Origin of the sequence: Vreelandella neptunia (assembly GCF_034479615.1) — a bacterium.
Lineage (GTDB): Bacteria > Pseudomonadota > Gammaproteobacteria > Pseudomonadales > Halomonadaceae > Vreelandella > Vreelandella neptunia.
On record NZ_CP140255.1, the window covers coordinates 2,448,304 to 2,460,846 of the forward strand.

Genomic DNA, 12,543 nt, shown 5'->3' on the forward strand with positions numbered 1-12,543 from the left:
TAACTTTTTTAATTTCTCCTTTCTGACGCTGGAGTACACTGTGCCACTAGCCGATATGCTTCAATCTTTAACGCCATCACCGCCGCTTATCATCTGCATGGTGCTGGTGATTTCATTAGTCGAATCACTCGCCCTGGTAGGATTGCTGGTGCCAGGAGTGGTGTTAATCACGACTGCTGCGTCTCTTGCAGGGCACCAGGATATCGGCCTGGCGTGGCTAGTCGGCGCTGGGTTTATAGGCGCTGTTTTAGGCGACGGGATCAGTTTTTCGTTAGGCTTTAGGCATCGTGAACAGGTCACGCAGCGATGGCCGTTGTCGCAGCATCCCGAATGGTTAGGCCGTGGGGCGCGGTTCTTTGAGCGCTATGGTATATGGTCGGTGTTTATCGGCCGCTTTGTCGGCCCGGTGCGGCCGATTATTCCGCTGGTAGCAGGCATGATGCATATGCCACCACGGACGTTTGTTTGGGCCAACCTGACCTCTGCGGCGCTATGGGCACCGGCCTATGTACTGCCCGGCTACTTGCTGGGGCGAACTTGGCAACACCATTTAAATCTACCGCCGGGTTTAGAGACTGCATTACTCATACTTGCGGCGATTGTTGTCGTGCTCGCCGTGATTTTCTCATGGGGCCGGCACCAGGCGACGAGACATGGCCGACTTTACCGGGCGATTGCTGGGAGCATTCGCCGTGTACCGCTGCTTCGGAGGCCATGGCTCGCCATGAGCCAAACCGGCGATGTCCCCTTGGCTTCACTGCTGCTACTGGTCATAGCGCTAGGCAGCCTGTCGGGTTGGACACTACTGGTCATCGCCCAACATGAACCGCTTGAGATGGATCTGTTCGTACAGCAACTTTTCACCTGGCTGCAAAGTGATGTTTTATACCTAGCGGGTAATATTTTTGCACGCATTGGCGACACCCTGGGCATTATCGCTTTAACGCTGCCTTGGGCAGCATGGATGCTGGTGAGGAAGAGATGGGAGGCTTTGCTGCACTGGTGTGGCGCTTTTGCCAGCGTCGCCCTGCTGAACATAGCAGGCAAAGGGCTGTTTGGTCGTGCTCGCCCAGAGACGCCGGACTATTTGATGGGCTCGTTCTCCTACCCCAGTGCCCACACCTCAACCGCGGTGGTGCTCGTGGGCCTTACAGCAGCGTTCGTCGCGGCCGAGATGCCCCGGCAAAAACGCTTTTGGGTGTACTGGATTGCGCTAGCGCTTGCGCTACCCATGGCGCTATCAAGACTGGTGGTGGGCGTGCACTGGTTCAGTGACCTGGTGGGAGGGGCGCTACTCGGCTTGGTCGTTTGCGCGCTCACGCTACTTCATTGGCAACAGCAGTCTCGCCCGCCGATGCGCCCTTGCCCGTGGCTTCTGCTCAGCGTGGCATCGCTAGCGCTTATCAGCGCTCGCGTCGGTTTCTTGCCACCGGTTTAGTTTAAAATCAAAACCCTTTACCCAAAGGCAAGCCATAGGCCTACCCCGATCATCAATGTTCCGGCAATGCGATTCAGTAGCCGCACATTGCCGCTTTTACCGAGCACATTGCGTAGCGTTTTACCGCCGGTGGCGTAGACCAGCATGCTAGCGAACTCAATAGTCAAAATGACCGCGATCAGCAGACTGAGCTGCCCCGGTAACGGGCGGCTACTATCCAAAAACGGCGGCAGCAGCACCATAAAAAAGGCCCACCCTTTTGGGTTTGCCACCGCGGTAACAAACCCTTGCATGGCCAACTGCAGAGGGCTTGCGGGTGGGCCCGCATCCAGCTCGCTGGGAATTGCCATGCGCCCACGGGAGCGCCACATCATAATGCCTAAATAACCCAGGTAAGCGCCGCCCACCCACTTAAACAGCACAAACAGCTCTGGCTGACGCAGCATCAATGCTGCCACCCCAGCCCCAGCGGCGGCAGCCACTAAGCCAACACCCAGCAGCTCGCCCACCATCATCCACAGCGTGCGCTTAACGCCTTGGGTCATCCCCAGCACCATGGCAAGGGTCATGCACATACCAGGCGTCAGCGAAACAAACAGAAACGTCGGCACAAAAACCGACAGCGTGGCCCACGACATCATAGATCACTCATCCTTATCTTCGACCTCTCCCCAGCGAGGCACTAGCGAATGCTCGATGCCCAACTGGTTGAGGATGCGTGCCACAATAAAATCAATCAGATCATCAATACTTTGCGGGCAGTGATAAAACCCTGGGGCTGCCGGTAAGATAACCACGCCCAAGCGGCTCAATGTCAGCATGTGCTCCAAGTGGATCGGTGAAAACGGGCTTTCTCGCGGCACCAGCACTAGCGTTCGTCGCTCTTTAATCGCCACATCTGCCGCCCGTTCAATCAGGTTGTTGCTGGCGCCCGTGGCAACGGCCGAAAGCGTCCCCGTTGAACACGGGCAAACCACCATTGCAGACGGTGCTCCAGAGCCTGAAGCCACCGGCGCCATCCAGTCTTCGCGGCCAAAGCAGCGAATCTGACCGGGCTGCGCCCCACTGCGCTCACTCAGCGCCTCGACTAAGCGCTGGGGCTGTGCGGGCAGCTCAATATCGGTTTCCGTGGCGATTACCATGTGCGCGGCTTTCGAAATCATGACCCACACTTCATGACCTGCGGCGACTAATACATCGATCAGGCGTAACCCGTATTGAGCCCCGGATGCGCCGGTGAGGGCCACGGTAATCGGCTTTTTGAACGATGGGTCGGTTCTATCTGTCACGTCTCCCCCTCCTTGGCGGCGGCTAATGCGGCGAGCAAGCGTTCATGCACGCCCTCAAAGCCACCGTTGGACATCACCACAATGCGATCCAACGGTGACGCTTGAGTGACCACTGCTGCCACGAGCGTATCAATATCGCTAAACAGCTGGGCATGCGCCCCTTGCGTGGCAACCAGCTCGTCCATCGACCAGTCAAGCCCGGCAGGCTGAAACCAAAACACGCCATCAGCGTCAGCCACGCTCTCAAGTAACCGCTCGCGCAGCGCGCCTAAGCGCATGGTGTTTGAGCGCGGCTCAATGACCGCCAGCAGGCGCCCTTTAGTGGTTGCTGCGCGTAGCCCTTTGAGCGTCGCGGCAATCGCTGTGGGATGGTGGGCGAAATCATCGATTACCTGAATGCCATTAATCTCGCCACGCACTTCCTGGCGTCTCCTGGGGGTTTCAAAACGCGCCAGCGCAGCACAGCCACGGGCTAGATCAACCCCACACAAATGCGCCGCCGCCAGCGCTGCCAGGGCATTGCGCGCGTTGTGCTCGCCAGTTAGCGGCCACTCAACGACGCCATCTTCTTCCTGGCCCTTGTTATTCTGAGAATGGCTATCCTGACCAGGCTCGCCACCGCTATAAATTACCTGGAAGCGGCTGGCGTCAGCGCGCTCTAGTACAAGCTGCCATTCGCTCCCGGCCTGGTCGCCAAAATGCGCCACCGGCGTCCAGGCACCCTGATTCAGCACGCGCTCAAGGGCGGGCTGCTCATCAGCAACTAATAAGTGCCCATGGCCAGGCACGGTGCGCACCAGATGATGGAACTGGCGCTCAATGGCTGCCAAGTCGGGGAAGATATCGGCGTGGTCAAATTCAAGGTTGTTGAGGATGGCGATATGCGGACGGTAGTGCACGAACTTGGAACGTTTATCGAAGAACGCCGTGTCATACTCATCAGCTTCCACGACAAACGGCGCCTGTGGATCACCTAAACGCGCCGACACGCCAAAATTACGTGGCACGCCGCCAATCAAAAAACCCGGTGCTAAACCGGCACTCTCTAAGAGCCAGGCTAATACGCTGGCGGTGGTGGTTTTACCGTGGGTACCCGCCACGGCAATAACGCGTCGGCCGGGCAGCACGTGCTCTGCCAACCACTGCGCTCCCGAGGTATACGGCAGGCCGCTATTGAGTAACGCTTCAACTTCTTCATTGCCCCGTGACAAGGCATTGCCCACCACGACAAGATCCGGCACAGGCCCCGATACAGACGACAGATGCTCGGCGTGGTAGCCCTCCATCAAGGCGATTCCCGCATCAACCAACTGGGTGCTCATAGGTGGGTAAACATTCTGGTCGGAGCCGCTCACCTGGTGCCCCATCTCACGCGCCAGCAGTGCCAGGCTACCCATAAAGGTGCCGCAGATACCCATAATATGCAGATGCATGGCTCTCGCCCCGTTAATCGCCCGTAATCCAATTCACTAAAAGCCAAAAAATGGCGTAAAAATAGCCAAATAGCCTAGCATGTTGAGGCAATTTGCTCATCTATTCATCGCCATAAACGCTGACAAAGCACCACTCAAGTGACAAATCCCTTGAGTTGTTGCAGGATGCGGCCACTGTTTATCAATGATGACTCTCTCTTTCTTCCCACTCGTCACGCTGATGTAAGCCAACATCTCAGCATAGGAGCCTTTCGATGCGCATTCTGATTCGCTATTTCTTTCGTGGTCTACGCGTGGTGCTCGCCCCGGTCATGCTGATTTCCGAGAAACTCTCTACACCTAAGTCAGTAGAGCGAACGCCTGAAGAGCAAGCCAAGGTGGATCAGGCGTGCCAGAACCTTGCGCTGTACCAATTTCGCACCTGCCCTTTCTGCATCAAGGTGCGCAAAGAGATAGCGCGACTGGGTTTAAACATTGAGGTACGTGATGCTCAACTTGATCCTGCGCATAAGCAGGCGCTATTGGAAGGGGGCGGCAAAGTCAAAGTGCCCTGCTTGAAAATCATCCACGACGATGGGCGTGAAGAGTGGATGTACGAATCTGATACAATTAATGCCTGGCTGCATCAGCAGTTCGGTTAAGCGCTTTTGCTGGGGGTAGACAGCCACTGAGGTCTTTTCACCAGGTCGGCAAACGTCGACCTGGATGCCTAGAACTCTACTTTTTGCGCCTCTACATCGAACGCTACGTCGATCTCAATGCCCTCTTCCTGGCTTGGCGGTTCACCTAGCTCGACTTGTAGTAGCAGTACCCCCTCTATTTTCCCTGCCACGTGAACCGTTTGGCTGGAACGCTCATATTGAGTTAGCGTTACTGCCACGTCTCCGCCTTCAGAGGTGAATAACGGCGGAGAAATAGCACTTCCTATTGAGTAAATAACCACTGCATTGATCAACTGCCCTTCGTTCACGGTCAGGCTAATAGAGAGCGCCTCCTCGCCTTCCCACGTTTCGTTGTCAACAGAACCAGTGATATCAATATTGATATCGTCGCCTAGCTCTACGAAGGAGGCACTTGAGTCATTACCATGACTTAAAATAAACCACTCCCGCAGCTCATCATCCAAAGACCCTGCTATTTCAGGCGCTACACGCTCAGAGCCACCTTGATCAAGGGTACTTTGCCCCATAGGCTCAGTGGCAAAACCATTGATAGGTAGCCAAAACCCCATTAATGCTATCCCAATTTTTTCCCACATAAGATTTTCCGTCCGATTATGTGTTGCTTTTGGCTTACTACTTTCGTCTTAAGAGGAGCCTTGAGCATACCGCTATTAGCCACATCATTCAGTAGACGAATGATGCCTGTCATTATTTCGATTGTATGACGCGATAGGCACTCTCTATGTTGTAAGCCTAGGTTGTACGCTTGTGTTGTAAATAGGCTTACCAACTGACCGTGTCTGTTTTACTGACGCTTTCCTGGCGGGAAGGCTGCTTCTAGCCAAGAAAGCGGCGGTAAAACGAACAATAAACAATGACCTAAGGGAACGATAATGACGCTCAAAAAAACCTTACTGGCTTCCGTTATTGGTGCAGTGTTTGCGGGTACAACGTTACTGCCGATGGCCGCAAGCGCTGAAACGCTACGCATTGGCTACGCTGCCGACCCTGAAACCCTCGATATCCATGAGCAGCTTTCTGGCGGCATGCTGCGCTTCTCTCACCTAGCGTTTGACCCGCTGGTACGCTGGACAAAAGATTTTGAGTTTGAACCGCGCTTAGCCACCGAGTGGGAACAGGTCGACGAAACCACCATGCGCATGACCTTGCGCGAAGGCGTTACCTTCCACTCCGGCAACGAATTCACCGCCGAAGATGTGGTTTGGACCATTGAGCGTCTGAAAGAGAGCCCTGACTATCGCGCTATTTTTGAGCCAGTGGCCAGCGCCGAAGCCGTTGACGACTACACCGTTGAGATCGTCACCAGCGAACCTTACCCGCTGCTACTCAACCTAGCTACCTACATCTTCCCGATGGATAGCAAATTCTATAGCGGCGAAACCGACGAAGGCAGCGACAAAGCTGAAATCGTCAAAGCTGGCAACTCCTATGCTTCGCGCAATGTTTCCGGTACTGGCCCGTTTATCGTCACCGACCGCCGCCAAGGCGTACGCGTTGACTTCAAACGCTTTGAAGATTACTGGGATACTGAAAGCGAAGGCAACGTTACCGACATCGTGCTGACGCCCATCGCTGAAAACGCTTCACGAGTAGCTGCTCTGCTCTCCGGCGGCGTCGATTTTATTGATGCCGTACCACCCAATGACTTGGATCGCGTAAGTGAAGCAGATGGCGTTAATCTCATAGAGATTGACGGCACGCGTATCATTGGCTTCCAGATGAACGAAGATCGCGTTGAAGCCTTCCAGGATGCCCGCGTTCGCCAAGCGGTTGATTTAGCGATTAATCAGGAAGCCATTGCCGACCGTTTAATGCGTGGATTTGCTAACCCAGCGGGGCAATTCTCACCTGAGGGTTACTCAGGCCATAACCCGGACTTAACGCCGCGCTACGACATTGAGCGCGCCAAAGAGCTAATGGCCGAGGCGGGCTACGAAGACGGCTTCAGTGTTGAAATGATTGCCCCTAATAACCGTTACGTTAACGATGCCCAGATCGCCCAAGCGGTCGCCAACATGCTGGCGCAAATCAATATTGACGTTGACCTGCGTACCATGCCCCTGGCGCAGTACTGGCCGGAATACGATACCCGCCAGTCCGATATGGCGATGATCGGCTGGCACGCGGATACCGAAGATACCGCTAACTTCTTCCAGTATCTAACCTTCTGCTTTGATGAAGAGACGGGTGCTGGCCAGTACAACTACGGTGGCTACTGCAACGAAGAGATCGACGCACTGGTAACCGAAGCGGATAGCGAAACCGACCTAGAAAAGCGCAATGAAATGCTGCGTGAAGCCGAAGCGATGCTCTATGAAGACACTGGTTTTATCATGTTGCATTGGCAGAACCTGGCTTATGCCGCGGCAGACGGCGTTGAAGCAGAGCCAATAGTCAACGCTATTGACTTCCCCTACCTGGGTGACTTAGTGATTAATCGCAGCGATGACTAAGCATTAACACCGCTGATTAAGTGCCTTGCATTAAATCAAAAGAGTCACTTATGCATTAACCGCAAGGATGCTTCGCTCCCTAAGCGTTTAGGGGGCGAAGCCTTTTGTATGGCGGTTCTAGGCTGAGAGAACTCTGCATAACATGCCCCCACTTCCTTTGATGAACCCTTCACATAGGTGGCGTACGCCATGATTGCCTTTTTAATCAAGCGGCTGATGCACGCAATTTTGGTGATGTTTGTCATCAGCGTGCTGGCCTTCGCCATTCAGGATAACCTGGGTGACCCCGTACAGCAGATGGTTGGCCAGTCAGTGCCGGAAAGCGAGCGTGAAGCAATTCGCGAGCGTTTAGGCCTCAATGACCCCTTCCTGGTGCAGTACGTTCGTTTTGCTAAAAACGCCGTTCAAGGCGATTTCGGCTACTCCTACTTTTATCGCGAACCGGCGTTAGAAGTAATTGCTCGCCATTTACCCGCCACCCTGGAGCTGGTATTTGCCGCGACGCTGATTATTGTGCTGTTTTCAGTCCCCATTGGGGTCTATAGCGCCATCAAACCGCGCTCACCGATTTCACGCCTTTTTATGGGTGTGTCGATTGTCGGCATTTCGATTCCGGTGTTCTTGACCGCGATCGTACTGATTCAAATCTTCGCCATCGGCGTCACCGTCACGCTGTTCCCAGAAAGTACCGGCTGGGGCGCATGGCTAAACGACTTCTTCTCCACCGAAGGCAATATGCCTTCCTTCGGCCGTGGCTATGACCTCGTTAACGTGGTGGGTCACTGGGATACCAACCTGGCGACTTGGAACGGTTTACAGCATCTCGTATTACCGGCGGTCTCATTGGCCTCGATTATGCTACCGCTGTTTATCCGCCTGATTCGTGCCGAAATGATGGAAGTCATGCAATCGGAGTACGTGAAGTATGCCCGCGCGAAAGGGATCTCTATGCGCCGGGTTTATTTCGTTCACGCGCTCAAAAACACCATGCTGCCCGTTATTACCGTGGGGGGCGTGCAGATCGGCACCATGGTGGCCTACACCATTTTGACCGAGACCGTTTTCCAATGGCCTGGCATGGGCTTGATGTTTTTGGATGCTATAAACCGCGCCGATATTCCGCTGATTGTGACCTACCTGATGATTGTCGGCGTTATTTTTGTGGTCACCAATACGATTGTGGATCTGATCTACGGTCTGGTGAACCCCACCGTTAAACTGACTGGGAAGCCCGCATGAGCACCACCAACAATTCCACCCAAGCGAGCGCTTCACCCAGCCGCTGGGAACGTCTGCGCGACTCCTACATGTGGTACAGCTTCAAACGCGATTATACCGCCCAGCTCTGCTTGGCCGTGTTTATTTGCATGGTCATCGCTGCCTTTGCCTCACCGCTGCTGGCGCCCACGAACCCTTACGACCTCTCTCAAATCGACATTATGTCATCTGAACTGCCGCCCTTCTGGATTGATGGCGCCGATGACCGTTTCGCCTTGGGCACCGACGCCCAGGGGCGCGATTTGTGGTCAGTTGTGCTATATGGCACCCGTGTCTCGCTGCTGATTGGTTTCGGTGCGGTTATTTTACAGGCGCTGATAGGGGTCACCTTTGGCCTAATGGCGGGCTACCTGGGCGGTCGTGTCGATACGATATTGATGCGCCTGGCAGACATTCAGCTCTCCTTCTCGACACTAATGGTCGCTATCGTGGTGGGCGCTTTGGTCAAAGCGACCATGGGCAGCGCTTTCTATAGCCAGTACGCGGTAATGATGCTGATCCTGATTATCGGCCTGGCCGAATGGCCCCAGTATGCCCGTACCGTGCGCGCCTCAGTGCTGGCAGAAAAAAACAAAGAGTACGTTGACGCCGCCCGCGTGATGGGCCTACGCAGCAAACGGATTATGTTCCGCCACGTGCTGCCTAACACCATGTCTCCAATCTTCGTTATCTCTACCGTGCAGATTGCCAACGCGATTATCTCTGAAGCGGCGCTGTCGTTTCTGGGCCTGGGGATGCCAGAGACCCACCCCTCGCTTGGCTCACTGATCAAATCGGGCTTTGACTACATCCAGTCCGGCTCCTGGTGGATCACCTTGATCCCGGGCGCAGTTCTGGTGGTGCTGGTGCTGTCGATCAATCTACTCGGCGATTGGCTGCGTGATGTCATGAACCCACGACTCTATAAAGGCTGAGGACACCATGGCACTACTTGAAGTCAACAACCTCGATGTACGCTTTGCGCTGCGCCAGGGCGAAGTACACGCCCTGCGCGATATCTGTTTCAGCCTTGAGCGCGGTGAGCGCCTGGGTATTGTCGGTGAGTCCGGCGCAGGCAAATCGGTTGCCGCGTTTTCGCTGCTCAACTTGATTGCCAAACCGGGCTTTATCGCCGGCGGCACGGTGACGTTTGACGGTCAGGTGCTTAACCGCATGTCTGAGCGCGGCCTGCGTAAGGTACGTGGCAACCGCGTCTCGATGATCTTCCAAGACCCAATGATGACGCTGAACCCGGTGCTCTCCATTGGCGAGCAGATGGTCGAGTGCTTAAAAGCGCACCGGCGTATCTCCTCCAAAGAGGCTCGTGCGATCGCCCTGGACAAACTCCAGCAGGTGCAAATCCCTTCACCTGAAACGCGTCTGGATCAGTACCCTCACGAGCTTTCAGGCGGTATGCGCCAGCGGATTATTATCGCCATTGCGCTGCTCCTCGACCCGGATATTATCATTGCCGATGAGCCCACTACGGCGCTTGATGTGACCATTCAGGCCGAGATCATGGCGCTGCTGCTTGACCTCTGCGAGCAGCACAATGTGGGGCTTATTCTGATCACCCACGACCTGGGCGTGGTCAGCCAGGTCACCCAGCGCATGCTGGTCATGTACGCTGGCCGAGTCATTGAGCAAGGGCCAACGCGGGAGATTATCAACGACCCGCAGCATCCTTACACCCAGGGGTTGATCAACGCCCTGCCGCAGATGGCAACGCCGGGTGAAAAGCTCAATCAGATTCGCGGCAGCATGCCGTCACTCTCTAACCTGCCCAGCGGCTGCGCGTTTCATCCGCGCTGCGATTTTATCAATCGTGCCGATGGCCAGCCCCGCCCGGCCTGTACGCAGCAGGTGCCTGAATTTGTCGAATCCGGCAACTGCCGTGTGGCGTGTCATATGGTGGCTGAAATGCTCGAAGATCGCCGTTTGAAGGAGGAAACCTCATGAGTGCGCACGCTGAGGCCATAACGGAAAGCCATAATTCTACTCCCCGTCAGAACGAAGAGAGCGCTGATTCGCTGCTGCAGATTCGCGACTTGAAAAAACGCTTCTCGCTCTCTGGAGATTTCCTCGATCAGCTGCGCTTCAAGGGCGGCAAGCTGGTTCGCCACCAAGAGCACGTGCATGCCATTAATGGTGTGAATCTGGATATCAAGCGCGGCGAAGCCCTGTGCGTGGTTGGCGAGTCCGGCTGCGGTAAGTCCACAGTGGCGCGTACCGTCATGGGGCTACTGACCCCAACAGAGGGTGAAATTCGCTACGACGGCAAGCGCATCGATAACTTAAGCTCGCGCCAACTGCTGCCGTATCGCAAGCGGATGCAGATGATTTTCCAGAACCCTTATGCGTCGCTCAACCCACGCATGACCATTCAGCAAACACTTGAAGAGCCGCTACGCCTGCACCACCCTGACTGGAAACGGCCGCAGATTCTCCAAAAAGTTGAAGAGGTAATGCGTTCGGTGGGCATCGACCCCGACTGGGGCAAGCGCTTTGGTCACGAATTCTCAGGCGGTCAGCGTCAGCGTATCGCCATTGCCCGCGCTTTGGCCGTCGACCCTGAGTTTATCGTTGCCGATGAGCCTATTTCTGCGCTGGATGTCTCGATTCAAGCCCAGGTACTCAACCTGCTGATGGAAGCACAGCAAGAGCGCAATCTGACCTACCTGTTCATTACCCACGACCTAGCCGTCGTGGAGCATTTTGGCACCCGTGTAGCGGTGATGTACTTAGGCACGGTGTGTGAAGTTGCCACCACCGCGACACTGTTCGAGAAGCCCCGCCACCCCTATACCCAGGCGCTGCTCTCGGCGATTCCACGCTTGAAGGATGACCGGCCCCAGCATATCCGTCTCACCGGCGAAGTACCGACCCCGGTTAACCTGCCTAGCGGCTGCGTGTTTCATGGCCGCTGCCCGCATGCCAATGCGCGCTGTAAGCAAGAAATTCCCGTGCTGCAAACACAGGATGACGGAACCCGTGTGGCGTGCCACGCTGTTGAGGAGGGGCGCCTATGAAGCGGGTGTCATATTCGACACAGCGACCCCAGGTGCTGAGAGGTAGAGCATGGAAATTCGCTGGCTAGAAGACTTTATCGCCCTGGCCAGAACGCGGCACTTCTCACGCGCAGCAGATGATCAAAACGTTACCCAGCCCACCTTCTCCCGGCGGATAAAACTGCTCGAGGAGGAGATGGGCGTAACGCTGATTAATCGCCAAACGCTGCCACTTTCGCTCACCCCGGCCGGGGAGGAGTTTCTGACCCTGTGCGAACAGGTAACCGACCGGGTGCGGCTGACCCGTGACCGGGTGCGCGAAATTAACGCTGGCCAGCAGCGGCGCATCATGGTCGCAGCACCGCAAAGCCTGTTGCCGCACTTCTTTCCGGAGTGGCTATCGGCGACAGGGTGGCAAGATCGCGTACAGCCCTATTTGCGGGCGACCGGCTGGGTGGCCAATGACTACTTTCAAGCCTTGGCGCGTGCCGAGTGCGACCTGGCTATCTGTTACTGGCCGATTGGGCGCTGCGATCTGGAGATCGACACCAGCGCCTGTAATTATCGTGTGATTGGTCATGAAAGGCTGATTCCAGTGACTGGGTTAACCCCAGAGGGAGAACCACGCGCCCTGCTGCCTGGGTCACGCCATCAACCACTGCCGTGGCTTGCCTACCCCAAGCGTGGGTTGTTGGGGTCTGCGGTGAAAGCACACCTAGCCAGGCTCCCCCAAACCACCTATTTAACCGCGCAGAGTGAAAATCTCTACGCGGCGGGTATTAAAGAGCTGGTGCTACTTGGCTACGGCATGAGCTGGCTGCCAGAGCGCAACGTCGCAGCAGAGCTTGCTCAAGGCACGCTGGTAAGAGCGGGCGATAGTCGCTGGGATGTGCCTATGGAGCTACGGCTATACCGTCATCAAAATCATCGCCACGCGGAGCTGGATAGCCTCTGGAGCGAACTTGCGCCGCCCCGTGTATGA

Annotated in this window: 12 protein-coding genes; 8 read left to right on the forward strand and 4 right to left on the reverse strand. The window is 55.6% G+C overall.

Annotated features, from left to right (window positions below):
- Positions 1-40 precede the first annotated feature (40 nt).
- Complete coding sequence (locus SR894_RS11370) at positions 41-1,438, forward strand: bifunctional DedA family/phosphatase PAP2 family protein (RefSeq protein ID WP_133732346.1); 1,398 nt, start codon at positions 41-43, stop codon at positions 1,436-1,438.
- A 17-nt stretch (positions 1,439-1,455) separates the two neighbouring features.
- Here SR894_RS11370 and SR894_RS11375 read toward each other — a convergent pair whose 3' ends face one another.
- From SR894_RS11375 to mpl, 3 genes are read right to left on the reverse strand one after another with little or no spacing between them, the layout of a single operon-like run.
- Positions 1,456-2,079 carry a LysE family translocator gene (locus SR894_RS11375; RefSeq protein WP_208862701.1) on the reverse strand — a complete coding sequence of 208 codons (624 nt, stop codon included), beginning with the start codon at positions 2,077-2,079 and terminating at the stop codon, positions 1,456-1,458.
- A 3-nt stretch (positions 2,080-2,082) separates the two neighbouring features.
- Entirely contained in the window at positions 2,083-2,727 is a 645-nt protein-coding gene (locus SR894_RS11380) for a flavin prenyltransferase UbiX (protein ID WP_133732345.1), read from the reverse strand.
- Positions 2,724-4,160, reverse strand: a complete 1,437-nt coding sequence (mpl, locus tag SR894_RS11385) for a UDP-N-acetylmuramate:L-alanyl-gamma-D-glutamyl-meso-diaminopimelate ligase (RefSeq protein ID WP_133732344.1) — start codon at positions 4,158-4,160, stop codon at positions 2,724-2,726. Before mpl ends, SR894_RS11380 begins: the two co-directional genes overlap by 4 nt.
- Before the next feature lie 254 nt (positions 4,161-4,414).
- Between mpl and SR894_RS11390 the strand changes: the two genes are divergently transcribed.
- On the forward strand, positions 4,415-4,801 hold the full coding sequence (locus SR894_RS11390; RefSeq protein WP_133732343.1) for a glutaredoxin family protein: 387 nt from the start codon (positions 4,415-4,417) through the stop codon (positions 4,799-4,801).
- A gap of 68 nt (positions 4,802-4,869) precedes the next feature.
- On the opposite strand, the gene SR894_RS11395 is transcribed toward SR894_RS11390, so the two are convergent.
- Positions 4,870-5,418 (reverse strand): hypothetical protein, encoded by a 549-nt coding sequence (locus SR894_RS11395; RefSeq protein ID WP_133732342.1) that lies wholly within the window; start codon positions 5,416-5,418, stop codon positions 4,870-4,872.
- A 297-nt stretch (positions 5,419-5,715) separates the two neighbouring features.
- Between SR894_RS11395 and SR894_RS11400 the strand changes: the two genes are divergently transcribed.
- From SR894_RS11400 to SR894_RS11425, 6 genes are all read left to right on the forward strand, one after another.
- Positions 5,716-7,296, forward strand: a complete 1,581-nt coding sequence (locus SR894_RS11400) for an ABC transporter substrate-binding protein (RefSeq protein WP_133732341.1) — start codon at positions 5,716-5,718, stop codon at positions 7,294-7,296.
- 189 nt (positions 7,297-7,485) lie between these two features.
- The gene (locus SR894_RS11405; RefSeq protein ID WP_022523147.1) at positions 7,486-8,535 is read left to right on the forward strand and encodes an ABC transporter permease; all 1,050 of its coding nucleotides are present in this window, start codon (positions 7,486-7,488) and stop codon (positions 8,533-8,535) included.
- Positions 8,532-9,488, forward strand: coding sequence for an ABC transporter permease (locus SR894_RS11410; protein WP_133732340.1), 957 nt, complete (start codon positions 8,532-8,534; stop codon positions 9,486-9,488). Before SR894_RS11405 ends, SR894_RS11410 begins: the two co-directional genes overlap by 4 nt.
- A 7-nt stretch (positions 9,489-9,495) precedes the next feature.
- Positions 9,496-10,512 carry an ABC transporter ATP-binding protein gene (locus tag SR894_RS11415; protein WP_009287009.1) on the forward strand — a complete coding sequence of 339 codons (1,017 nt, stop codon included), beginning with the start codon at positions 9,496-9,498 and terminating at the stop codon, positions 10,510-10,512.
- Entirely contained in the window at positions 10,509-11,582 is a 1,074-nt protein-coding gene (locus SR894_RS11420) for an ABC transporter ATP-binding protein (RefSeq protein ID WP_133732339.1), read from the forward strand. The genes SR894_RS11415 and SR894_RS11420 overlap by 4 nt, the downstream gene beginning before the upstream one ends.
- A gap of 49 nt (positions 11,583-11,631) precedes the next feature.
- The gene (locus SR894_RS11425; protein ID WP_133732338.1) at positions 11,632-12,543 is read left to right on the forward strand and encodes a LysR family transcriptional regulator; all 912 of its coding nucleotides are present in this window, start codon (positions 11,632-11,634) and stop codon (positions 12,541-12,543) included.